General features: G+C 71.6%; 21 protein-coding genes. 11 read left to right on the top strand and 10 right to left on the bottom strand.

Annotated elements, in window-relative coordinates; translation table 11 throughout:
• Positions 1-2: 2 nt before the first annotated feature.
• Positions 3-3287 (bottom strand): ATP-dependent DNA helicase, encoded by a 3285-nt coding sequence (locus ACFC1W_RS14820; protein WP_375994569.1) that lies wholly within the window; start codon positions 3285-3287, stop codon positions 3-5.
• Between the two features lie 65 nt (positions 3288-3352).
• Entirely contained in the window at positions 3353-6466 is a 3114-nt protein-coding gene (locus tag ACFC1W_RS14815) for an ATP-dependent helicase (protein WP_375994065.1), read from the bottom strand.
• Positions 6467-6604: 138 nt separating this feature from the next.
• Here ACFC1W_RS14815 and ACFC1W_RS14810 point away from each other — a divergent pair, with 138 nt between their 5' ends.
• Positions 6605-6829 (top strand): DUF3107 domain-containing protein, encoded by a 225-nt coding sequence (locus ACFC1W_RS14810; RefSeq protein ID WP_241110238.1) that lies wholly within the window; start codon positions 6605-6607, stop codon positions 6827-6829.
• A 7-nt stretch (positions 6830-6836) separates the two neighbouring features.
• Positions 6837-7127 carry a hypothetical protein gene (locus tag ACFC1W_RS14805; RefSeq protein WP_375994062.1) on the top strand — a complete coding sequence of 97 codons (291 nt, stop codon included), beginning with the start codon at positions 6837-6839 and terminating at the stop codon, positions 7125-7127.
• 37 nt (positions 7128-7164) lie between these two features.
• Here ACFC1W_RS14805 and ACFC1W_RS14800 read toward each other — a convergent pair whose 3' ends face one another.
• Positions 7165-7878, bottom strand: coding sequence for a ferritin-like fold-containing protein (locus tag ACFC1W_RS14800; RefSeq protein WP_375994059.1), 714 nt, complete (start codon positions 7876-7878; stop codon positions 7165-7167).
• Positions 7879-8115: 237 nt separating this feature from the next.
• Here ACFC1W_RS14800 and ACFC1W_RS14795 point away from each other — a divergent pair, with 237 nt between their 5' ends.
• Together ACFC1W_RS14795 and ACFC1W_RS14790 are read left to right on the top strand one after the other, a co-directional pair.
• Entirely contained in the window at positions 8116-9585 is a 1470-nt protein-coding gene (locus tag ACFC1W_RS14795) for a DEAD/DEAH box helicase (protein ID WP_375994057.1), read from the top strand.
• 121 nt (positions 9586-9706) lie between these two features.
• Entirely contained in the window at positions 9707-10135 is a 429-nt protein-coding gene (locus ACFC1W_RS14790) for an SHOCT domain-containing protein (protein ID WP_374200389.1), read from the top strand.
• Between the two features lie 36 nt (positions 10136-10171).
• Here ACFC1W_RS14790 and ACFC1W_RS14785 read toward each other — a convergent pair whose 3' ends face one another.
• Positions 10172-11035 (bottom strand): PHP domain-containing protein, encoded by an 864-nt coding sequence (locus ACFC1W_RS14785; protein WP_375994054.1) that lies wholly within the window; start codon positions 11033-11035, stop codon positions 10172-10174.
• Between the two features lie 74 nt (positions 11036-11109).
• On the opposite strand from ACFC1W_RS14785, the gene ACFC1W_RS14780 reads away from it, so the two are divergent.
• Genes ACFC1W_RS14780 through ACFC1W_RS14770 form a run of 3 tightly spaced genes read left to right on the top strand, consistent with a single transcriptional unit; the run spans position 11110 to position 15398 of the window.
• Positions 11110-12132 (top strand): endonuclease/exonuclease/phosphatase family protein, encoded by a 1023-nt coding sequence (locus ACFC1W_RS14780; RefSeq protein ID WP_375994052.1) that lies wholly within the window; start codon positions 11110-11112, stop codon positions 12130-12132.
• Positions 12133-12171: 39 nt separating this feature from the next.
• Positions 12172-13596, top strand: a complete 1425-nt coding sequence (locus tag ACFC1W_RS14775) for an aminopeptidase P family protein (RefSeq protein WP_375994050.1) — start codon at positions 12172-12174, stop codon at positions 13594-13596.
• A 2-nt stretch (positions 13597-13598) separates the two neighbouring features.
• Positions 13599-15398: a gamma-glutamyltransferase family protein gene (locus ACFC1W_RS14770; protein WP_375994048.1), complete on the top strand. Its 1800-nt coding sequence runs from the start codon at positions 13599-13601 to the stop codon at positions 15396-15398.
• 2 nt (positions 15399-15400) lie between these two features.
• Here ACFC1W_RS14770 and ACFC1W_RS14765 read toward each other — a convergent pair whose 3' ends face one another.
• Both ACFC1W_RS14765 and ACFC1W_RS14760 read right to left on the bottom strand, forming a co-directional pair.
• Positions 15401-16084 (bottom strand): alpha/beta family hydrolase, encoded by a 684-nt coding sequence (locus ACFC1W_RS14765; RefSeq protein WP_375994045.1) that lies wholly within the window; start codon positions 16082-16084, stop codon positions 15401-15403.
• Complete coding sequence (locus ACFC1W_RS14760; protein ID WP_375994043.1) at positions 16084-16770, bottom strand: general stress protein; 687 nt, start codon at positions 16768-16770, stop codon at positions 16084-16086. Before ACFC1W_RS14760 ends, ACFC1W_RS14765 begins: the two co-directional genes overlap by 1 nt.
• Positions 16771-16810: 40 nt before the next feature.
• Here ACFC1W_RS14760 and ACFC1W_RS14755 point away from each other — a divergent pair, with 40 nt between their 5' ends.
• The 3 genes from ACFC1W_RS14755 to ACFC1W_RS14745 are packed head-to-tail and all read left to right on the top strand — an operon-like array spanning position 16811 to position 19772.
• Positions 16811-18094, top strand: coding sequence for a magnesium transporter MgtE N-terminal domain-containing protein (locus ACFC1W_RS14755; protein ID WP_241110228.1), 1284 nt, complete (start codon positions 16811-16813; stop codon positions 18092-18094).
• The gene (locus ACFC1W_RS14750; protein ID WP_375994040.1) at positions 18094-18624 is read left to right on the top strand and encodes a DUF1003 domain-containing protein; all 531 of its coding nucleotides are present in this window, start codon (positions 18094-18096) and stop codon (positions 18622-18624) included. The genes ACFC1W_RS14755 and ACFC1W_RS14750 overlap by 1 nt, the downstream gene beginning before the upstream one ends.
• Positions 18621-19772, top strand: a complete 1152-nt coding sequence (locus tag ACFC1W_RS14745; RefSeq protein ID WP_375994037.1) for an Mrp/NBP35 family ATP-binding protein — start codon at positions 18621-18623, stop codon at positions 19770-19772. The genes ACFC1W_RS14750 and ACFC1W_RS14745 overlap by 4 nt, the downstream gene beginning before the upstream one ends.
• Positions 19773-19782: 10 nt before the next feature.
• Here the strand turns inward: ACFC1W_RS14745 and ACFC1W_RS14740 are convergent, their stop codons facing one another.
• Positions 19783-20175, bottom strand: a complete 393-nt coding sequence (locus ACFC1W_RS14740; RefSeq protein WP_191766629.1) for a twin-arginine translocase TatA/TatE family subunit — start codon at positions 20173-20175, stop codon at positions 19783-19785.
• Positions 20176-20246: 71 nt separating this feature from the next.
• Between ACFC1W_RS14740 and ACFC1W_RS14735 the strand changes: the two genes are divergently transcribed.
• Positions 20247-20882, top strand: a complete 636-nt coding sequence (locus ACFC1W_RS14735; RefSeq protein WP_375994034.1) for an O-methyltransferase — start codon at positions 20247-20249, stop codon at positions 20880-20882.
• 67 nt (positions 20883-20949) lie between these two features.
• Here the strand turns inward: ACFC1W_RS14735 and ACFC1W_RS14730 are convergent, their stop codons facing one another.
• The 3 genes from ACFC1W_RS14730 to dapE all read right to left on the bottom strand — a co-directional run bounded on the left by ACFC1W_RS14730 (position 20950) and on the right by dapE (position 23503).
• Positions 20950-21123 (bottom strand): DUF3117 domain-containing protein, encoded by a 174-nt coding sequence (locus ACFC1W_RS14730; protein ID WP_127474371.1) that lies wholly within the window; start codon positions 21121-21123, stop codon positions 20950-20952.
• 98 nt (positions 21124-21221) lie between these two features.
• Positions 21222-22445, bottom strand: coding sequence for a hypothetical protein (locus ACFC1W_RS14725; RefSeq protein WP_375994031.1), 1224 nt, complete (start codon positions 22443-22445; stop codon positions 21222-21224).
• Positions 22427-23503 carry a succinyl-diaminopimelate desuccinylase gene (gene dapE, locus ACFC1W_RS14720; RefSeq protein ID WP_375994029.1) on the bottom strand — a complete coding sequence of 359 codons (1077 nt, stop codon included), beginning with the start codon at positions 23501-23503 and terminating at the stop codon, positions 22427-22429. The genes ACFC1W_RS14725 and dapE overlap by 19 nt, the downstream gene beginning before the upstream one ends.
• Between the last annotated feature and the right edge of the window lie 172 nt (positions 23504-23675).

Raw genomic sequence — 23675 nt, 5'->3', positions numbered from 1 at the left:
GGTCAGCCCCGGAGCACGAGGTCGGCCGCGACGTAGTACAGCGCCACGTCGATCTCCTCCAGAGGCACGCCGTGCTTGGCGTGGTACGCCTGCCGGTAGAGCTCGAGCTGCAGCATCCGCTCCTCCTTCTCGGCATCGGTGCGCGGAGCCGCGCCCGTCTTCCAGTCGACGATCTCGATCCGGCCGCCGCGGTCGTCGCGACGGTAGACGGCGTCGAGCTTGCAGATCACGACGTGCGGACGGCCGTCGAGGCCGGTCATGGTGAAGTCGATCTCGGTCTCGACCTCGAGCGGGCGCAGGGTCGCCCACTCCGAGGCGAGGAATCGCGCCTGCAGCGCGTCGAGCGCCGCGGCGTCTTCGGCGGAGGATTCGGTGCCGGGCAGATCGTCGTCGGACTCCCACAGCGCATCGTCGATCGACCCGCCGAGGCCCGGCGTGCCGGCGCGCTGCTCGACCCATGCGTGGAAGAGGGTGCCGAGGCGCGTCTGCCGGAACGGGCGCTCGGGCAGCGGCCGGGCGATCGCAGCGACGGTGCCCTCGTAGTCGGAGACGAACTCCTTGTACCGGGATGCTGCGATGCGCGTCGGCGCGTCCCGCGTCGCAGGTGCTCGCCGGGCGTCCCGCTCGGCGAGCAGCAGCGCCACGTCGGAATCGGGCATCGGTCGCGGAGCGGACAACGCGGCCTCGACCGCCGAGGCGGCGCGCTCGACCACCGCGCGACGAGAGCCGAGCGGATCGATCGGCCACTGGAGCATGCGACGCTCGCCGAGGTACGGGTTCTCCCCCGGCTCGTCACTCGGCAGCTCGTGCTCCAGCGCTGCGGCGATCTCAGTGAAGAACGTGCTCCGCTCACGCGGGCGCTTCGTGCCGGACCACGTCGACCCGGTCAGCAGCAGATGGTCGCGGGCACGGGTGACCGCGACGTAGGCGAGCCTGCGATCCTCTTCGAGCTGCCGCGCGCGGTTCGCCGCGACGAAGTCCTCGACGGCCGTCTTGAGTTCCTGCTGCGTGCCGGCGCCGCGCCACGCGAGGGCGGGGAGCCACGCCGCATCGCCGCGGAACGCATACGGCAGCACCCCGAATCCGAGCCAGCCCTTGGTGTCGCGGGGCGCGCTCGGCAGCTCGTCCTTCACCAGGCGCACGACGGCGACGGCATCCCACTCCAGTCCCTTGGATCCGTGGATCGTCAGAAGCTGCACGACGTCGTCTTCAGGCGGCTCGGTGCGCGGAGCGAACTCGTCGAGCTGCTCAGCGTGATCCAGCCAGGCGAGCAGGCTCGACAGCGAGCCCGACTCGTCCGCCGCGAGGAAGGCGTGCAGCTCGTCGACGAACGCGCGCAGCTGGGCGCTCGCGATGCGCGCCGGGCCGCGGGCCTCGTTCGCCGCGAGCTCGACGTCGAGCCGCAGCTCGATCTCGATCAGCCGCACGAGTTCGGGGATCGGCATGCCGGCAGCCTGTCGCAGACCCGCGAAGACGGCGCCGGCCTCGCGGAGGCGCTCGCGCGCCGCGGCGGTGAAGCCGGCCAGCCAGCCGTGGTCGGCGGGATGCCGGAGCACGAAGTCGAGCGCGTCGACGAGAGAGCCGTCGTCGTCGCCCGCACCGGAGCGGATGCGCTCCACGACCTCGGGAGCGAGCGGCTGCAGCGCCGCGTCGTGGCGTGCGATGCGCCGGGCGAGCGCCGCGAGCTCTCGCAGGTCGGGCAGTCCGATGGACCACCGCGGCCCCGACAGCAGACGGATGAGCGCGGAGCCCGCACTCGGGTCACTGACCACCCGCAGCGCGCTCACGACGTCGACCACCTCGGGCGTGGACAGCAGTCCGCCGAGGCCGAGGATCCGATGAGGGATGCCGCGCCGCCCCAGCGCGTCACCGAAGCGCACCATGTGCTTCTTGCTGCGGAAGAGCACGGCGCCGGTGGTCGCCAGTCCGGCCCGGGCGCGGTCGGCTCGGACGCGTGCGAACCACTCTGCGACGCGATCGGCCTCGGAGTCGAGATCGGCATCGAACGCGGTCTCGACCGCTCCGGCGGGGGCGCCGGGCCGCGCACGCAGCTCCTGGACGCGCACGGCGGCCGAGGCGGCGAGCGGGGCCAGCACGGCGTTCGCGGCGGTGAGCACGTCGGCGCTGTTGCGCCAGCTCGTGAGCAGCGAGTACTCCGCGCACTCCCCCGACGGCGAGAACGCCGCGGCGAATCCGCCGAGATTGCCCGCACTCGCACCGCGCCACCCGTATATCGCCTGATGGGGGTCGCCGACCGCCATGACCCCCGTACCCGCGAACAGCGAGGACAGCAGGTCTGTCTGCACCACCGACGTGTCTTGGTACTCGTCGAGCAGCACCACGCGATAGCGGTCGCGCAGCTCGTCGGCGACGGCGCGGTGGCCGGCGACCACCTCGAGCGCGCCGGCGACCTGGTCCGAGAAGTCGATCACGCCGATGCGCCGCTTCTCGGCTGCGTAGTCGCGTGCGAGATCGGCCAGCATCGACAGCGCCGCGACTTTCTCGTTCGCCTCGGCCACCTCGGCGTAGACGACGGTGCGCGCGTTCGTCGAGGGCAGATCCATCACTCGCCGGAAGCTCTCGGGGAACGCGGCGAGGTCATCGAGGTCGACGAGGTTGTCGACGCCGTCACGCGCGATGCGCAGTGCGCCGTCGATGATGCTCCGCACCGCCTCGCCACGGGTCTCGAGCCGCGGATCGTCGGAAGCGAACACCACCCGCCGCATCAGCAGCCACGCCGCCGACTCCGACATGACGGCGGCCTCGGCATCCCGCCCGATCCGCACCGCGTGCTCGCGCACGATCTGGTCGGCGAAGCTGTTGTAGGTCGACACCGTCGGCCGGTGCAGGAGCGCGTCGTCTTCAGCCTCCTGCGGCTCCGCGCCGACGAGCCGGGCGAGCGCGTCCATGGCCTCGTGGCGGGCCGCCGTGGCCCGTGCTCCATCGCCGGCTGCGCGCTCGAGCTCGGCGAAGACGTCGAGGCGCCCCGCCTCGTGAAGCGCGGGAAGGAAGCCCACGAGTCCGCGTCGCTCGAACTCGCTCAGGCGCGCCAGCCGACGCTGGATGCGCTCCGCGAGCTCACCGGCCGCCTTTCGTGTGAACGTGAGCCCGAGCACCTCGTCGCGGCGCACGAGCCGGTTCGCGACGAGCCACACGACCCGCGAGGCCATGGTCTCGGTCTTGCCGCTGCCGGCACCCGCAACGACCAGCGCCGGGGAGAGCGGCGCCTCGATCACCGCGGTCTGCTCGTCGGTCGGCGGGAACTGGCCCAGTGCGGCGGCGATCACCCGAGCGGGCAGCGGCGCGGTCGCGGGGTCTGCCGTCGCGGGCGGAGACACGGACTGGTCGGTGATCACGACGCGCTCACCGCCCCGATCGTGTGGATGCGGCACAGCCCGTACGAATGGTCGTCACGGCAGTGCTCCTCGTACGGCGCGGCGAACGACACACCGCGCATGGTCGTGACCGCGTGCCTGATGCGGGTGAGGAAGGCCTCGCGCCGCTCGTCGTCGAAGGGCGGCTGCCACGGCTCGGCGTAGTCGGATCGGGTGGCCGTCGGCCGCAGCACCAGCAGCTTCGCACCGCCCGGCGCATGTCCGGCGGCCGCCGGGATCGCACCTGCCTCGAACGCCAGCTGATAGGCGCCGAGCTGCGGGTTGTCGACGACCTTCGCATTCGTCTGCGGCTCGCGCTTGCCCGTCTTGAGGTCCATGATCACCACCGTGCCCTCGGGCGTGAGCTCGACGCGGTCGATGTAGCCCGACAGGATCGCACCGTGCTCGAACGCCTCGGCATCGTCGAGCGGGATCGCCACCTCGAAGTGGGGTTCGGCGCCGATGAGCGTTCCGCCCGACGCCTCGAACCGCCGCAGGTAGAGGTGCAGGCGTCGCACCAGGTCCCTCGCCCGTGTCTTCTCGGACCGGTCGCGCCAGTCCGCCTCGAACGCGAGTTCGCTCCAGCGCGCCTCCACCTCGGCCCACAGGCTCTCCTCGGTCGAGTCGGCCGCGTGCTCGAGCGCCGCGTGGATGATCGTGCCGAGTCCGGCCGTCGTGCCGCCCGGATCACCGCCGAGGTCTCCGATCACCCAGTTGAGCTCGCACTCCTCGAGCGTGTGGAGGCGCGAGGGCGAGACCCGCACGTCTTCCTTCTCGAGGTCGCGCAGCGGACCGGTCGATGTCGGCCGCGGAACGCCGAACCACTCGCCCGGCGCGGCGCCGGGCACGCCCGCGTCGGCGAGCAGCGCCAGCTGCCCGGCTGCGTGCGCCGCGCTTCCGCGGCTCGCCCCATCGGTGAGCACACGCCGATGGCGGGCGACGAGCCCGCGCAGCGACAGCGGGTGATCGACGCTGTGACGCTCAGGGTCGGGGAAGAACTCGAAGAACACACTCGGTCCGGTGTCGTCGTCGTCGACGGCAGTCACGACCACACGCTGCGTCGCACGCGACAGTGCGCGCACGAGCAGCCGCAGCTCTTCGTGCATCGCGGAGCGGCGCCGGTCGAAGACGCCCGCTGCCGCATCGCCGGTGCGGGTCGCGGCATCCGCCAGCCGCCACGTCTCGAGCAGGCTGCCGCGCAGGCGCGTGTTCGGCCAGATGCCGTCCTGCACGCCGGCGACGACGACGGTGTCGAACTCCAGCCCCAGCGCGCCCGCGGGCGTCAGCAGCTGCACGGTGTCGTCACGGACGGGCGCGGCGAGCCGGTCTTCGGCCACGTCGGAGTCGAGGATGCCGCGCACGAACACCCGCGGGTCGGCGTCGAGCGACCGCTCGACGAAGCGCTTGGCGACCTGGAACAGCGCCACCACGGCATCGAGATCGCGATTCGCCTGTTCAGCGAGGGGACCGTGGCCGCGGGCCAGCTCCGACCACACGCGCTGCAGTCCGCTGCGATCCCATGCCGCCCAGAGCAGCTCGTGCGCGGTCGCGCCGCGGTCGAGCTCTTCGCGCAGGAAGGCGAGCGTGCGGGCGAGGGCCGCCGCCCGGCGGGCCTCGCGGGTGTCGACCAGGTCGAACTCGAGCGGCTGGGACATCGCCGACACGAGCAGGTCGCGGCCGGACCGCTCTCCGCCCGCAGCGAGCTCGGCGTGTCGCAGCGCGGAGCGGAGACGGCGCAGCTCGATCGGGTCGAGACGCCCGTAGGTGCCCAGCAGCGCAGCCGACACGTCGTCGAAGGTGCGGTCGTCACCGGCGGCGAGCTCGATCAGCCGCAGCAGGTCGTTCACCGGTGTGAGCGCACCGAGGGCACGGCCGGGGCCGCTCGAACGGGCGGGAACCTCGCGCGCCGACAGCTCGGCCTCGAGCGCCGCGACCTGCCGGGTGTCGTGGGCGATCACGGCGCAGCGCCCCCACGGCACGCCGTCGTGCACGTGGCGCTCGCGCAGCAGCCGGGCGATCGCGTCGTACTCCTCGGCCGGCGACCGCAGCAGCAGAGCACGCACGGAATCGTCGGGCTCGGCGCCGGTGCCTGCGCCGCGGTGCGCCACGACGCCGACGGCGCCGATGCGCTGCGTGATCCGCCGCACGAGGTCGCCCTGCCAGGGCGTGCCGCGGTGGCGCGTGTCGAGGACGGACACCGCCCCGAGACTCGCCGCGAGCCGCGCGAAGTTCTCAGGCGTGGCGCCGCGGAACGATCCGGCGCCGACGTCGGGATCGCCGAACGCGACCACCGGGATCCCGCGGCCGCGCGCTGCCTCGAGCAGTTCGACGCCGCCGAGGGTGAGCTCCTGCGCGTCGTCGACGAGGATCACCCGCAGCCGGTCGATGGCAGGGATGCCGTCGCCCGCCGTGCGCAGGAGTCCGACTGCTTCCCGCACGAGGCCGGCCGCATCGCGGTGCGCGCCCCGCATGCCCGCGCGCACCTCGTGGTACTCGCCCGCGAAGGACGCGAGCGAGACCCAGACCGCCAGGTCGTGCTGCTCGCCGAGCGCCCGCAGCCGCCCCGGTTCGATGCCGAGCGTCGTGCACTCCGCGAGGAAGGTGCGCACCTCGGTGCGGAACCCCGGAGTGGAGCGGATGCCTGCGCCCAGCCACTCCGGCCAGCGCGACCTGCCGGTCTCCCGCTCGTCCTCGGCATCGCCGTCGAGCAGGTCGCCGATGAGCTGGTCTTCGTCGCCCCCGGTCAGCAGTTGCGGCGGGTCGGCGTCGATCGCCACCGCGTTCGCGCGCACGAGCTGGAAGGCGAACGACGCCACCGACCGGGCCAGCGGGCCGGACGTGGCGCGCCCGACGGCGAGCGCGAGCCGGTCGCGGAGTGCGGTGGCCGTCTGCCGCGTGGGCGTCAGCACGAGGATCGCGTCGGGGTCGACGCCTCGGGCGACGAGGGCGGCCACGCGGGCGACGAGGGCTGTCGTCTTGCCGGTGCCGGGCGCCCCTACGACGACGCAGGAGGCCTCGCCCGCCAGCTCGACGACGACGCGCTGGGGATCGTCCAGCGCGGCCGTCGCACCGGATCCGTCCCGCAACACCATGCCCTCGACCGTAGCGCGGACTCACGACACCCCCGTTCGCCGACAGCGAGCGGACGGACGACCTGGGCGCGTGCGGCCGTGTCGTAGAGTTGCCATGCGCCGGGGAACCCGGCCGCGCAGTGGGAGAGAGGCAGTCACGTGGAGATCCGCATCGGCATCGCGAACACCGGACGCGAGCTCAACTTCGAGACGAACGAGGCTGCGGCCGACGTGAAGAAGTCCGTGGCCGCGGCGCTCGACGCCGGTGCCACGCACCTCACGCTCGCCGACAACAAGGGGAACAGCTACATCGTCCCCACCGCGAGCCTGGCGTACATCGAGCTCGGGACCGAGGAGTCCCGCCGCGTCGGCTTCGTCGCCTGACCCGCCGATGCAGATCATCCTCGCGATCATCGTCGGCGCCGTGCTCGGCATAGCCGTGCACTTCCTCGTCGCCCACCGCTCGACGCGCGGCGTTGTGATCGGCCCCGCACTCGGCGCGTTCGCGGCCGGACTGGTGTGGACGATCCTCACGTGGGCGGGCGTCGGCATCGACAGCGTATGGCTGTGGCTGTCGATGTTCGTCGCGCCGGTGGTCGTGACCTACCCCGTTCTGGTGGTGCTCTCGCGCATGCGCGTGGCGCACGATGCCAGCGAGCGCGCGCGCCTCCGGATCGGCTGACTTCCCGCGCACCCCGCGGAGGGCGCCGTGGAGCGCCTCAGGCCGCGAGGCCCATCGCGTCCATGCGCCGCGAGTGCGCTGCCATGAGCTCGGTGAACACCGGCTCGACCTTCGCTTCGTCCGCCACGCGCAGCGTCACCGGCCGCAGCGCGGCCCGGGCGATGAGCAGCGTGTCCCCCACGAGCCGCCGCCCCCACAGCGCGAGCAGCGACTTCCACTCCGGATCACTCTCGATCGTCCGGCCGATGATGTCGACGATCGCCTCGCGATCGTCGTCGGCGCGCAGGATGCGGGCGACCCGTCGTCCGGTGTCGGCATAGCTCGCCGACAGCGCCAGGTAGAAGTCGTCCAGCATGCCCGCCGTGATGTGCACCGACAGCATCGTCTCGGGTGCACGCACACCGTGCGTCGCCCCACGGAACGCGTCCAGCGGCTCGCGGAACGGCAGCATCAGGTCGGTGGGGTCGTCCCCGCGCTCGCGGATGAGCGCCACGAGTTCCTCGTGCTTGGTCAGCGCGGCGCCCGCGGCGCGTGAGAGCGACTCCTTGTCGGACAGCTCCGGCGTCAGCGCGATGAGCTCGCTCAGCGTCTCGAAGTAGCCGAGCTGCAGATAGGCGGCCTGGCCGAGGAACGTGTCGATGTCGGGCGCGAGCTCCTCGAAGTCGACGCGCGTCGCGTCGCCGAGGTCTTCCCTCGAGCGGAGCTGCAGCTTCCGCCCGGGTTCCCGACGCTGCCAGAACCACTTCACCACGGGCTACAGCCTAGGGTCGCACGGCGCCGGGCGCGGCATCCGCTCTCCTCCGAACCGTCCGAAATGCCCTCCGGCGCCCTCCTCCGGTATCGTGGTGACGTCCCCGGCATCGGATCGGGGGCTCCCGCGCCTGTGGCTGAGAGAGGGCGTGGACCGCACTTCCGCCCGCGCGGCGTCGATGATCACCGCGCCAGGGCACGGACCAGGCAGCATCTCACTGCCGGACAGGCTCATATCGTGACGACCTTCGCCGAACTCGGCGTCGACCAGGACATCGTCGATGTCCTCGCAAACAAGGGCATCGTCGATGCCTTCCCCATCCAGGAGCAGACGATCCCCCTCGGCCTCCCCGGCCAGGACATCATCGGGCAGGCCAAGACCGGCACCGGCAAGACGTTCGGCTTCGGCATCCCCGTGGTGCAGCGCCTCGGCCGCAACCCCGAGCCGGGCGTCAAGGCCCTCATCGTGGTCCCCACCCGCGAGCTGTGCGTACAGGTCTACGAAGACATGGACATGCTGACCTCGGGTCGTGCGACGAGCGTCGTCGCGATCTACGGCGGCAAGGCCTACGAGGGCCAGATCGACCAGCTCAAGGCCGGCGCGCAGATCGTCGTCGGCACTCCCGGTCGCCTCATCGACCTGAACAACCAGCGTCTGCTCGATCTCTCGCACGCGACCGAGGTCGTGCTCGACGAGGCGGACAAGATGCTCGACCTGGGCTTCCTGCCCGACATCGAGAAGATCTTCTCGAAGGTGCCCGCCGTGCGTCACACGCAGCTCTTCTCGGCCACCATGCCCGGTCCGATCGTCGCCCTCGCGCGCCGGTTCATGTCGAACCCGATCCACATCCGCGCGACCGACCCCGACGAAGGACTCACGCAGGCGAACATCAAGCACCTCGTCTACCGCGCGCACTCGCTCGACAAGGACGAGGTCATCGCCCGCATCCTGCAGGCCGACGGTCGCGGCAAGACGGTCATCTTCACGCGAACCAAGCGCGCCGCGCAGAAGCTCGTCGACGAGCTCGGCGACCGCGGCTTCAACGCCGCCGCCGTGCACGGCGACATGAGCCAGGAGGCGCGCGAGCGCTCGATGGCCGGATTCAAGGCCGGCAAGCGCGACGTGCTCATCGCCACCGACGTCGCCGCGCGCGGCATCGACGTCGACGACGTCACGCACGTCATCAACCACACGATCCCCGACGACGAGAAGACGTACCTGCACCGCGCCGGCCGCACGGGCCGCGCCGGCAAGACCGGCATCGCGGTGACGTTCGTCGACTGGGACGACCTGCACAAGTGGGCGCTCATCAACCGCGCGCTGGAGTTCGGGCAGCCCGAGCCGGTCGAGACCTACTCGTCCAGCCCCCACCTCTACTCCGACCTCGACATCCCTGCGGGCACCAAGGGCCGCATCGCCACGGCGCCCAAGACGCAGACCGTCAAGACGCAGGATGCCGCACCCCGTGACGGCGCCGACGGCGACGGCACCACGCGTCGGCGCAGCCGTCGCCGGTCCGGCGGATCTGCGGGCGCCCAGGGTGCCGGCCAGGCCTCTGCCGCCCAGGGCGAGCGCCCTGCCGAAGGCGGCGGAACGCACGACGGAGGCGGCAAGGAGCACCACGACGGCAAGCCCGCTCCGCGCCGGCGTCGACGTCGCCGCGGCGGCTCGTCCGCGTCGGGCGGTGGCGCCCCCGTCAGCGCCTGACCTGGGGACCGACGCACGGCGACATCCGCGTCCAATCGCGTGATTCCGACGCGGCCGGGCGCTATCGTGAGCGCAAGCGGCGCACTTCGCGCCGCACCTCGCATTCAGAAAGGCACTCATCGTGCGATTCATCGACGCGGTCACGACCGGCTACGAGTACCAGGGGTTCTGGGGTTCCCTCGGGGACCTCATCTGGTGGTTCCTCTGGGTCTTCGTGTTCGTCGCCTACCTCTTCGCGCTGTTCGCCGTGATCGGCGACCTCTTCCGCGATCACGAGCTCAGCGGGTGGTGGAAGGCCCTGTGGATCATCTTCCTGATCTTCGTCCCGTTCCTCACGCTGCTCGTCTACCTGATCGCCCGCGGCAACGGCATGGCCCGTCGCGGAGCGGCCGAGGCGAAGCAGCTTCAGGCGGCGCAGGACTCCTACATCAAGTCCGTGGCCGGCGGCACGAGCGCGACCGACGAGATCGCCAAGGCCAAGGCGCTCCTCGACGCGGGCACGATCACCCAGGCCGAGTTCGACGCCCTCAAAGCGAAGGCGCTCGGCTGAGGCATCCGCTCTCCACGGTGAGCGCCCTCGTCTGCCTCACGGGTAGACGGGGGCGCTTCCCGTTGCGGCCTCGATGATCCGCGCGACCATGGCGTCGTCGGTGGTGTACTCGCCCGGCTGGTTCGGCTTGCCGAGCCCGTGGTAGTCGCTGGATCCGGTGACGATGAGATCGCGCTCCTCGCACAGCTCGCGCAGCGAGCGGATGCCGGACGCACGGTTCTCGCGATGGCCCAGCTCGAAGCCCGCGAGACCCGCGCCGAGCATGCGATCGGTCAGATGTGCGGGCAGCAGGCCGGCGCGACCCGCCGGGTGCGCGATGATCGGGACTCCCCCGGCGCCGGCGACGAGCCCGACCGCAGTGACCGGATCCGGCGCGTACAACGCGACGTAGTAGTCCCCGCCGGGGCTCAGGATGCTCGAGAACGCCTCGGCGCGGTCGCGCACCAGACCTCGCGCGACGAGCGCATCGGCGATGTGCGGACGCCCCACGGTGGCGCCGTCGGTCGTCTGCGCGAGGATGTCGTCCCACACCAGGTCGTAGTCGCGCGCGATCCGGTCGGCCATGATCCGCGCGCGGTCGAGCCGCGAGGAACGGATCTTGTCGGTCATCGCGCGCAGCGCCTCGTCGTCCGGATCGACGAGGTACGCGAGCACGTGCACGCTGCGCCACTCGTGGCGCGCGGAGAGCTCCATCCCGGGGATGAAGGTCATGCCGAGGGATGCCGCGGCCTCGGCCGCCTCCGCCCATCCCGACGTGGTGTCGTGGTCGGTGAGCGCGGCGGTGCGCAGCCCGTGCCGGTGCGCGGCCGCCATCACCTGCGCGGGCGATTCGGTGCCGTCGGAGAGGACCGAGTGCAGGTGCAGATCGCTCGGGCCCTCGAAGCGCAACCGTCCCGGCATCCTCCGAGCGTAGCGCGCCGACATGCGGGCGGGCGCTGACCGATCTCCCAGCCTGCTCGCATAGAGTCGCCGACGTGCTTCGCCTGTTCGGGATCCTCGTGACCGTGCTCTGCGCGATCACGGCGGCCGTGCTGACCTGGCCCGGCTTCTTCCGGGTGGAGCGGTTCTATCCGGTGGCTCAGATCGTCTCGTTCCGGGGTCTCCTCGCCGTCGCGTTCGCGCTGATCGCGGTCCTGGCCCTGCTGGTCGCCATCGTGCGGCCGATCCGCGCCTTCTCCCTGTCGATCGCGATCGTCGCCGCCCTGGCCGCGGTCGCGAACGGGGTCATCCTGATGGGCCGGGGCGGCATGGGCACCGAGGCCCTGCCTGCCAAGACCGACACGGCGATCCGCGTGATGACGTGGAACACGGCCGGGCCGGCGACCCCGCCCGACACGATCGCGAAGATCGCCGTCGCGATGGACGCCGACATCGTCGCGCTCCCCGAGACGACCATCGAGACGGGCGAGCAGGTCGCCATCGCGATGCGCGAGCTCGGGCACCGCATGTGGGCCCACCATGCCGAAGACCCTTCGACCGAGTGGGATGCCGGCTCCACGACGCTGCTCATCTCCCCCGAGCTCGGCGACTACGCCGTCATCGAGTCGTCGATCGACGGCACGAGCAACACGTCGACGGTGCCGAGCGCCGTGGCGATGCCCACCGACGGCCAGGGACCCATCGTCGTCGCCGCGCACGCGGTCGCGCCGCGCCCCAGCTACATGCAGGACTGGCGCGACGACCTGCAGTGGCTCGCCGATCAATGCACCGACGCCAACGTCATCATGGCCGGCGACTTCAACGCGACCGTCGACCACATGTCGGCCCTCGGGGTGGACGACCGCACTCTGGGCCTGTGCGATGACGCCGCGATCGTGACGGGGAACGGCGCCATCGGGACATGGTCGGCGGAGATGCCGTCGGTGCTCGGCACGCCGATCGACCACGTCATGACGTCTGCTCACTGGGAGGCCACCGGCTCGCTCGTGCTGCGCTCGATGGACGGCTCCGGATCGGACCACCGCCCCCTCATCGTGCAGCTGGAGCCTGTGGACTGAGCTCTCCGTCGCGCGGCGGTCGCGTGACAGACTGGACGCATGAGCACCACAGGCGACAGCGACACGATCGCGCAGACGGACGCCGAGACCCCCGCCTCGACGACCACGAACCGGCGTCAGCCCTACGGCCAGGGCTTCCTCGACACCATCTCCGAGGGGTGGGCGGAGCGGCCCGACTCGATGCCCCCGACCCGCGAGCAGGCGGCGTACACGGCCGCGCGGCGCGACGCGGTGTCGGCGGCGTTCCCGGGCAAGCGCCTCATCATCCCGGCGGGCGAGCTCAAGCAGCGCAGCAACGACACCGACTATCCGTTCCGCGCGCACTCCGCGTTCTCGCACCTCACCGGCTGGGCGTCCGACGCCGAGCCCGGCTCGGTGCTCGTGTTCGAGCCGCGCGAGGGCGGCGGTCACGACGTGACCCTGTACTTCCGAGAGCGCGCCGACCGCACGACGGCGGAGTTCTACTCGGATGCCTCGATCGGCGAGTTCTGGATCGGGCCGCGTCCCGCGCTGGCGGGTGTCGCCGCCGACCTGGGTGTCGCGACCGCCCACATCGACGAGTTCGCGTCTCGCGACGGCGAGCTCCAGCTCGACGAGGACGAGGACCTCACCCGCTTCGTGTCGGAGCTGCGCCTGGTCAAGGACGAGTACGAGGTGGCGCAGATGAAGCTCGCCGTCGAGGTCACCGCCCGCGGATTCGACGACATCGTCGCCAACATCCCGGCGATCGTCGCCCATCCCCGCGGCGAGCGCATCGTCGAGGGCGTCTTCCACCAGCGCGCCCGCAGCGACGGCAACGCCGTCGGGTACGACACCATCGCGGCGGCCGGCCCGCACGCGTGCTACCTGCACTGGACGCGGAACGACGGCGCCGTCGTTCCGGGCGACCTCATCCTGATCGACGCCGGCGCCGAGGTCGACAGCCTCTACACCGCCGACATCACGCGCACTCTCCCGGTCAGCGGCACTTTCACCGACATCCAGCGCCGCATCTACGAGACGGTCCGCGAGGCCGCCGACGCCGCGTTCGCGGCGGCGAAGCCGGGCGTCAAGTTCCGCACCGTGCACGAGGCGGCGATGCAGGTCATCGCGACCCGCGTGGCCGAGTGGGGTCTGCTGCCGGTGACGGCGGAGGAGGCGCTCGACGCCGACAAGGGCGGCCACCACCGCCGGTACATGGTCCACGGCACGAGCCACCACCTCGGCATCGACGTGCACGACTGCGCGCAGGCGCGGCGCGACATGTACTACGACGGTCTCCTGGAGCCCGGCATGATCTTCACGATCGAGCCCGGCCTCTACTTCCAGATCGACGACGTCACGGTGCCCGAGGAGTACCGCGGCATCGGCGTGCGGATCGAGGACGACATCCTCATGACCGCCGACGGGCCGGTCAACCTCTCCGCCGGCATCCCGCGCACCGCCGACGAGGTCGAGGCCTGGATCGCGCGACTCTCCGGCTGAGCGTGGCCTACACCCCGCCGCCCGCGTTCACCACGCGCCCGACCCTGTCGGGCACGTTCGGCATGTCCGCCTCGACGCACTGGCTCGCGACCGCGACCGCGCAGTCGGTGCTCGAGCGCGGCGGCAACGCGTTCGACGCGACGGTCGCGGCCGCGTTCGTGCTTCACGTCGTGGAACCGCATCTGAACGGGCCCGGTGGCGACCTCGTCGGGATCTTCCAGACAGCGGATGCCGCGTCCCCCACAGTCCTGATGGGCCAGGGACCGGCGCCCGCCGCCGCCACGATCGAGCACTACCGCGCCGAGGGACTCGATCTCGTCCCCGGCTCCGGCGCCCTGGCCGCGGCCGTGCCGGGCGCGGTGGACGCGTGGCTGCTGCTGCTGCGCGACCACGGCACGTGGGAGCTCGGCGACGTGCTGTCGTACGCGATCGGCTACGCGCGCGACGGTCATCCGATCGTGCGGCAGGCCGCTGCGACCATCGCCCGCGTCGCGGAGCTCTTCGCCGAGGACTGGACGACCTCGCGCGACCTGTGGATGCCCGGCGGCGCGCCGCCGGCGCCGGGCGACGTCGTGCGGAATCCGGCGTATGCCGACGTGCTCGACGGGCTCGTGCATGCCTCCTGCACGGTGCGCGACGACGGACCGGTCGGCCGCGCTGCGCGCATCGATGCCGCCCGCCACGAGTGGAAGACCGGCCAGGTCGCGCAGGAGGCCGCGGCGTTCGCCGCCGATCCGCACCGTCACTCGGCGGGCGGAGTCCACGCCGGCGTCATCACGGCCGACGACTTCGCGGCGTTCGACGCCGGGTACGAGTCCGCGGTCACCCGGGACTTCCGTGGGCACACGATCGCGAAGGCCGGCGTCTGGACGCAGGGTCCGGCGCTGCTGCAGACCCTCGCGCTCCTCGAGCCCCTCGACGACGACCTGCTCGACCCGTCGCAGGAGCCCGGCGCCCACACGATCCTCGAGGCGCAGAAGCTCGCGCTCGCCGACCGCGACGCGTGGTTCGGCGACGCCGACGTCGAGCTCGACGCCCTCCTCTCCCCCGACTACCTGGACGAGCGGCGCTCGCTGATCGCCTCGTCGGCGTCGACGGAGTTCCGGCCCGGCGCGCTCGGCGGGCGCTCCGGCTTCCGCCCGCCGCTGCGCACGTCGTACGACGCGGCGGGCGTCGGGACGGGCGAGCCCACTGTCGCGAAGACCGGCGAGACGCGAGGCGATACGTGCCACCTCGACGTCGTCGACCGCTGGGGCAACATCGTGTCGGCGACGCCGTCGGGCGGCTGGCTGCAGTCGTCTCCGGCCATTCCCGCCCTGGGATTCTGCCTCGGCACCCGCCTTCAGATGACGTGGCTCGAGCCGGGGCATCCGTCCTCCCTCGTCCCCGGACGCCGTCCGCGCACGACGCTCACGCCGACGCTCGTGCTGCGCGACAGCGCACCCGAGTTCGCGATCGGCTCACCCGGCGGCGATCAGCAGGACCAGTGGCAGCTGCTGGCGCTGCTGCGCATGATCGTCGGCGGCTACTCCCCGCAGGAGGCGATCGACGCACCGTCGCTGCACACGACGGCGATGCCGGAGTCGTTCTGGCCGCGCACCTGGACGCCTGCGGGCGCCGTCGTCGAAGACCGTCTGGGCGAGTCGGTCGTCGCGGGCCTCGAGCGCCGGGGGCATGCGGTCACCCGCGCAGGCGACTGGTCGCTGGGTCGTGTCTCTGCGGTGGGGAGGGACGCCGAGACCGGCGTCCTGTGGGCGGCTGCCAACCCGCGCGGCATGCAGGGGTACGCGGCCGGGCGCTGACGCTACTCCGACCGACGACGCATCCAGTGAGCGACGGCCGGGGCCAGTTCGGCGCCGACCTCGTCGGCCGGGCGCTTGCGGCCCTTGATCTCGAACGAGTGCCCACCGCCGTCGATCCAGAGGATCTCGGCATCCTGGCACGACGCGACCGCCGCTTCCAGCTGCTCGACGGGCTGGATGAACGGGTCGTTCGTGCCTTCGAGGAAGAGCTGCGGCGGCGCGACGTCGGGAAGGTGCGCGGTCCGCGCGTTACCGGGGTCGCCGGGCGGGTGCAGCGGGTAGCCCAGGTAGATGAGGCCGCGCGGGGCGATGCGCCCCTCCGCCGCCGCCATCGAGGCCATGCGTCCGCCGTAGGACTTGCCCGATGCCCAGAGCGGCAGGTCCGGGGCGTGCTCCGTCGCCGCCGCCTCGACCGCGGCCCACGTCGTGACGGCGTGGGCGGCCGGGCCCGGCATCCGTCGTCCTGCTTCGAGGTAGGGGAAGGTGAACCGCAGGGTCGCGACGCCGCTGTCGTGGAGAGCATGCGCGAGTCCGGTGAGGAACGGATGCCGCATCCCTGCGCCAGCGCCGTGCGCGATGCCGAGCAGCGCCCATGCGTCGTCGGGTCGACCGAGCAGGCCCGACACCTCGACCTGGCCGTTGGGGAGCACGACCCCGATGCGCAGGTCGGTCTCGGTCGTCGCCATCAGCGGTCGGAGCCCGCCTCGGACCCGGTGGCGTCGCCTTCCGAAGGCTCACCAGGCGCAGCGGGAGCAGCAGGGGCGGGCCCCGCCGCACCGTCGTCCGCCGCGGCGGTCGCGGCCGGCGACACCCGCTCGCCGTAGCGCGGCGGCTCGGGGTCGTCCTCGGGCGCCGCAGGGACCGCCGGCGGCGTCGAACTCTGCGCGGGAGGCTCGGGCGCCGCCTGCGGTCCGAGCACCTGACGGGCGCGATGGATGCTGGTCGCCGCGACGGTGACCTCGTAGTGGTCCGCGACCACCTGCATCACCGACGCGTAGTCTCGACGACGGCGCACGAACGAGTACGTGATGATGCTCAGGAGCATGCCGATCGCGATGCCGACGAACAGCACGCCGACGAAGGCCTGGATCGGCACCGTGGGCGAGCCGATCACGAGGATGGCGGAGAAGAGCAGGCCGAGCAGCAGGCCGTTGATCGCGCCGGAGCGGGCGGCGGAGGCGTAGCCGAGCCGGCCGGTCACCTTCTCGATGGACCGCAGGCCCTGCCCCACGATCGCGATGTCACGGGCGGGCACCTCGCCGGCGATGAGTGACGACACGGCCTTCTGCGCGGCGTCGTACGTGGGGAAGCTGGCGACGGTCTGACCGACCTCCTCAGACCCCTGGGGAAAGCGTCCGCCCATCATGGTCATCTCCCCATCCTCCCACGGTGTCCGGACTACGCTGGAACGCGTGAGCACGCAGAGGGTATTCGTGGCGCGCCTGTCCGGGTGCTCCGTCTTCGACCCCGCAGGCGACCGCCTCGGGCGGGTGCGCGACGTCGTGGTCATCTACCGCAAGGATGATCCGCCGCGGGTCATCGGGCTGGTGGTCGAGATCCCCGGCCGCCGTCACGTGTTCGTCTCGATCGGCCGTGTCACGTCGATCGCCACCGGCCAGGTCATCACGACCGGCCTCATCAACGTGCGGCGGTTCCAGCAGCGCGGCGGCGAGGTGCGTGTCATGGCCGAGCTCCTCGGGCGCAAGGTGTACCTCAACGACGGCTCGGGCACCGCGGTCATCGAAGACGTCGCGATCGAGCGCAACCGTCTCGGTGAATGGGACATCGGCCAGCTCTTCCTGCGCCGGCCGCGCACGAGCGCGTCGCCGTTCGCGAAGGGCCCGACGACCTTCGCGTCGTGGCAGGACGTGCGCGAGCAGCAGAACCCCGGCGAGGCGCAGTCGGCCGAGCAGCTCGTGGCGACCTACTCCGACCTCAAGCCGGCCGACCTCGCCAACACCCTGCTCGACCTCCCCGACGAGCGGCTCATCGAGGTCGCCGAGGAACTGCCCGACGACCGGCTCGCCGACGCGCTCGAAGAGATGCCCGAAGAGGAGCAGGTCCACATCCTCGAGGCTCTCGGCGATGAGCGCGCGGCCGACATCCTCGATGCGATGGAGCCGGATGACGCGGCCGACCTGCTCGGCCAGCTGCCGGAATCACGGTCCGAGGAACTGCTCGAGCTCATGGAGCCCGAAGAGGCCGAAGACGTGCGTGCGCTGCTGAAGTACGGCCCCGACACCGCGGGCGGTCTCATGACCAGCGAGCCCATCGTGCTGTCCGCCGACGCGACCGTCGCCGAGGCCCTCGCCCTGATCCGCCGGCACGAGCTGCACCCCGCCCTGGCCGCCGCCGTCTTCGTCACCCTCCCGCCGTACGAGACCCCGACGGGCCGGCTGCTGGGCACCGTGCACTTCCAGCGGATGCTGCGCTATCCGCCGCACGAGCGGCTCGGCGCCATCATCGACGACACGCTCGATCCGCTGCCGGCCTCGGCATCGGCCGCCGAGGTCGCCCGTCTCCTCGCGAGCTACAACCTCGTGTCGGTGCCGGTCGTCGACCAGGCGCACCGGCTCGTCGGCGCCGTCAGCATCGACGACGTGCTCGACTACCTGCTCCCCGACGACTGGCGCTCGCACGGCGAGGCGCCACCGGCGGTCCCCGTCTCGACCGCGACGATTCCGAGGCGCTCGTGATGGCGCGCCGGCAGACGCGCCAGGTGGCGCTCGACGCACCGCGCGGGCGCTCCGGGATGCTCCAGCGCACGCCGCAGCCGTCGCAGGACCGGTTCGGCCGCTTCTCCGAGGCATTCGCCCGCGGCATGGGCACCTCGGGATTCCTCATCGGCATGACGGTCTTCGTCGTCGTGTGGCTCGCGTGGAACACCTTCGCGCCCGTCCCGCTGCAGTTCGATCCGCGGGCGCAGAACTTCACGCTGCTCACGCTGATCCTCTCGTTGCAGGCCTCGTACGCCGCACCGCTCATCCTCCTCGCGCAGAACCGTCAGGACGACCGCGACCGCGTGCAGATCGAGCAGGATCGCCAGCGCGCTGAGCGCAACCTCGCCGACACCGAGTACCTGGCCCGCGAGGTGGTGGCGCTGCGCATGGCGGTGACCGACTTCTCCGACGAGGTCGTCACGCGCGAGGTGCTCCGCGCCGAGCTGCGTGCGCTCCTCGAGAAGATCGAGCTGCGCGACGACACGCCGGACGGCACGGGCAGATGAGCGAACCCACCGCGGACGCCGTCCGCCGGGCGGTCGACGCCGTGCTCGACCCGGAACTGCGCCGCCCCATCGGCGAGCTCGACATGGTGCGCGACATCGCCGTCAGCGACGGAATCGCCGAGGTCGGCATCGTGCTCACGATCGTCGGGTGCCCGGCCGCCGAGCGCATCGCAGCCGATGTGCGCCGGGCCGCGGCATCCGTTCCCGGAATCTCGGAGGTCGCGCTCGACGTGGGGGTGATGACGCCTCAGGAGCGCCAGGCGCTCACCGATCGGCTGCGCGGCGGTCGCACCCGGGAGATGCCCTTCGGTCCCGGCACCCTCACCCGGGTGATCGCCGTGACGAGCGGCAAGGGCGGCGTGGGCAAGTCGACCGTCACCGCCAATCTCGCCGTCGCGCTGGCCGCCCGCGGCCTGGCCGTCGGGCTGATCGACGCCGATGTGCACGGCTTCTCCATCCCCGGGCAGTTGGGCCTCGTCGGACCCGACGGCGCAGTGCCGCAGCCGACGCGCATCGACGACCTCATGCTTCCGCCGGTCGCCCACGGAGTGAAGGTCATCTCGATCGGCATGTTCCTGCGCCGCGGGCCCGGCACCGAGCCGCTCGGCGCGGTGGCGTGGCGCGGACCGATGCTGCACCGCACCGTGCAGCAGTTCCTCACCGACGTGTACTTCGGAGACCTCGACGTGCTGCTGCTCGACATGCCACCCGGCACGGGCGACGTCGCGATCTCCGTCGGTCAGCTGCTGCCGAACGCCGATGTGCTGGTGGTGACCACGCCCCAGGCGGCTGCCTCCGACGTCGCCGTGCGCAGCGGACTCGTCGCCCGCCAGACCGGGCAGCGCGTGATCGGCGTCGTCGAGAACATGGCCGCCATGACCCTGCCCGACGGCACAACGCTCGACCTCTTCGGATCCGGCGGCGGGACGGCGGTCGCGTCAGCCCTGTCGAGCGATGGGCTGAAGGTGCCGTTGATCGGCTCGGTGCCCCTCAGTCCCGTTCTGCGAGGGGACGCGGATGCCGGCATCCCAGCCGTCCTCGCCCACCCCGAGGATCCGGCGGCGCGCGAGATCGAGCGCATCGCGCAGGCTCTCATGGCCGAGCCGCGGGGTCTCGCGGGTCGTTCGCTGCCGCTGCGCCCGCGGTGATCGGGACGCGTCAGGTCGCTTCGGTGTCGTACGGCGTCGGTCCGTCCTCCGGGCCGCGGAAGGGCGACCGCACGGGGGGTGGCGGCGGAGTCCCCGTGGACGCGACGGCTGCACCGGCCTGAGCCGCCCGCACCGTGGGAACCGGCGCGTCGTCGAGCAGCGCTTCCCGGATGATCCGCCGCGGATCGTACTGCCGCGGGTCGAGTGTACGCCAGTCGACGTCGTCGAAGTCCTCCCCCATCTCGTCGCGCACGCGGGTGCGCGCCGTCGAGAGCCAGTCCCGTGCGCGACGGGTGAAGCTGCCGAGCGACTCCGCATACCGGGGAAGTCGTTCGGGACCGACGATGAGCGCGGCGACGAGGCCGATCAGCAGCAGCTTCTCGATCGTGAGGCCGAAGAACATGAGATCAGGTTACCGCCGCGCCTGAGGCGTGAGCGCACGCGTTCCCCGTAGGCTTTGCGCGGAGGATGTCGATGGGAGAGCAGAACGCGAATCAGCGATTCGCCGCCGAGGCGACGGTCGAGCCGGACCACATCGCGCGGGCGCGTGCCCACGCGCTCGAGCTCGGTGCCGCGCCGATCAGCGCGCCCGTCGGCGCTCAGTGCGCCCTCATCGCCGCAGCATCCCAAGCCCTCAACATCGTCGAGATCGGGACCGGTGCCGGCGTCTCGGGTCTGTGGCTGCTGCGCGGCTCGCCCCGCGCCACACTGACGACGATCGACAAGGAGCCGGAGCACCTCGGCGCCGCACGGCAGGCGTTCGCCGAGGCGAAGATCCCGCCGGCGCGGGCGCGCTTCATCACCGGGCGCGCCGCCGAAGTCCTCCCCCGGATGAACGAGGCGTCGTACGACATCGTGCTCGTCGACGCCGACCCCGAGGGAGTCATCGAGTATGTCGAGCACGGCCTGCGGCTGGTGCGCGCGGGAGGCACGGTGCTCGTCCCGCGGGTGATGGCCGGCGGCGCGGTCGCCGACCCGGTGCGCCGCGATCCCGTGACGACCGCCTACCGCTCGCTCATCCAGGAGACGCAGGCCTCGCCCGCTGTCATCGGCGCACTGTCGATCGTCGGTGAGGGACTCCTGCAGCTGACGACCGTTCCGACCGACTGAGCCGCATCGTCCGCGGACGCGAAAACGGCCGGTCCGAAGACCGGCCGTTCCGTGGAACGGGTGTGACTCAGGCGGGGCTGACGACTCCGCCCAGAACGTCGTAGAGCTCCTTGGCCTCAGCGTCGTTGACGGAGACGACGAGACGACCGCCACCTTCGAGCGGCACGCGCACGATGATGAGGCGACCCTCCTTCACGGCCTCCATTGGCCCGTCTCCGGTTCTCGGCTTCATGGCTGCCATTGCGGCTCCCTTTCATCGATGGTCTGCACGTCAAGTTTATCGTGACCCTGCGACCCTCGGGCGACACTTGTGGACATGGAGTCCCAAACTGCGATACTTCACGGCACCTGCCAGATCACATTCCCGAGCGCGTACATGTTGTAGATCCACCACCACTGCCCGATGAGGCAGGCGACGAGCACGCTGCCTCGCCAGACGTTCGAACGCGGCACGGCGACCGCCCCCCACAGCGGCGACAGCGGGACGAGCAGGCGGAACAGGCTCGACTGCGGGAAGAAGACCAGCAGGAGGTACACGACGTAGCTCGCGCTCCACAGCCGCACCTCGACGCCGAGTCGCTTGACCTGCGGCACGAACAGGAGAACGGCCCCGATGGCGAGGACGGCTGCCCCGACCACGACGTAGCCGAGCTCGATGGGCAGGCGCCACACGGTGCCGAACCAGAAGGCGGTCGCGGTGAGGAATCCCTCGAGCGGGAAGAACACCGCCTCCCCCAGAATCCAGTTGCGCCGCCATGCGAGCTCCGTCGCGAGGTACGCACCGCTGTCGCCGGTGAGCAGTCCGGCGATGACCTGCCACGCGAACCCGACGACGGCAGCAAGCAGGCCGAGGGCGACGATGTGCACGATCTCGCGGGCAGGCAACGGCTCGCGGCGACGCCTGAACCAGCGCCAGATGCCGAACAGGCCGAGGAAGAGAGCGAACGCCAGCACCCCGGGGCGGGTGAATCCCATGACCGGAATGAGCCCGTAGAGCCATACGTACCGGCGACGCATCACGCACCACAGGGCGAGGAAGAGCCAGAGCAGGTACAGCGCCTCGGCGTAGCCCACCTGGAAGAGCGCGGCGAGCGGGCCGGCGGCGAAGAACGTGACCGCCCACAGCGCCGCGGTGTCGTCGATCCGGCTGCGCAGCAGGTGGAAGAGGACGAGGGATGCCGCGTACCCGGCCAACAACGAGACGACGAACGCGCCTGCGGCGAAGGTGCCGAACGGCAACGCGACGATCTTCGCCAGCTGCGGGTAGATGGGCATGAAGGCCCAGGCATTCTCGGCCACCGCCCCGGAGTCCGTGAGTGGCAGCTCGGTGGGGTAGCCCCCTACGGCGACGAGCCAGTACCACTGCGCGTCCCAGCCCAGAACGAAGTCGGCCAGCGTCGGGTCCGGACCGAATCGCGACTCGAAGCCCGAGAGCTCCGCGGCGAGCAGCAGGAACGCCGTGGTCACCACGCGAGCCGCGAGGTAGATCGCACCGACCCGGACCGCCGCGCTCCCCGCGCTCAGACGCGGGTGGACCGCGGAGGTCAGCTGCCGGTCAGCCACGCGCGCAGGCCCCGCTCCACCGCGTCGATCTGGCCGACGGGCACGCGTTCCTCGTCGTGGTGAGCGAGGTGGGGGTCGCCAGGACCGTAGTTGACCGCCGGCACGCCCAGAGCACTGAAACGCGCGACATCCGTCCAGCCGTACTTCGGGCGCGGCTCGGCCCCGACTGCGGCGACGAACTCCTGCGCGAGCGGCGCATCGAGTCCCGGTCGCGCGCCGACGGCCAGGTCGACGATCTCGACGTCGAATCCGGCGAACACGTCGCGCACGTGCTGCTCCGCCTCGGCGGCGTCGCGACTCGGTGCGAAGCGGTAGTTGACCTCGATCTCGCACAGATCCGGGATCACGTTGCCCGCGACCCCGCCGCTGATGCGGACGGCGTTGAGGCCCTCGCGGTAGACGAGTCCCTCCACCGGCACGTCACGCGGGCGGTACTCGGCGAGGCGGGCGAGCACAGGGGCGGCGCTGTGGATGGCGTTCTGGCCGATCCAGGCCCGCGCGCTGTGGGAGCGGACGCCGTGGGTCCGGACGATGGCGCGGAGGTTGCCGTTGCAGCCGCCCTCGACCTCGCCGTTCGACGGCTCGCCGAGGATCGCGAAGTCGGCCGCGAACAGGTCGGGGCGCGTCCGGGCGAGCCGGGTGAGGCCGTTGAGGTCGGCGTCGACCTCCTCGTGGTCATACCACATCCAGGTGATGTCCACTCGAGGCGCGACCAGCTCGGCGGCGAGCTTGAGCTGGACGGCGACACCGCCCTTCATGTCGACGGTGCCGCGACCCCAGATGAACGGCTCGCCGTCGATCTCGATGTCACGCGTCGGCACGTTGCCGTTGATCGGCACCGTGTCGATGTGACCGGCGATCGCGACCCGCTGGGCTCTGCCCTGCGTGGTGCGCGCGACGATCGTGTCGCCGTCACGATAGACCTCGAGATGAGGGAGCGCGGACACCGCCGCGAAGATGAGGTCAGCCAGCGTGGTCTCGTCACCCGAGACGCTCGGGATGTCGCAGATCGTGCGGGTGAGGTCGGCAGAGGTCGCGGTGAGATCGAGCGCCGGCATCCCCCGAGTCTACCGATGCAGCCGTTGACGCGTTCCATCGCGGGGCGGCTCTATCTGCACTCCGGAGCGACGGTTATCGCGAAATGGCCACCCTGCGTTGGGTGGCCATTTCGGTAATGGAAGTCCGGCGGTGTCCTACTCTCCCACAGGGTCCCCCCTGCAGTACCATCGG

The sequence above is a fragment of the Microbacterium sp. NPDC056003 genome (genome assembly GCF_042274785.1).
GTDB lineage: Bacteria > Actinomycetota > Actinomycetes > Actinomycetales > Microbacteriaceae > Microbacterium.
The sequence above is the reverse complement of the archived record's forward strand: the minus strand, read 5'-3'. Positions and strand labels throughout refer to the sequence as shown.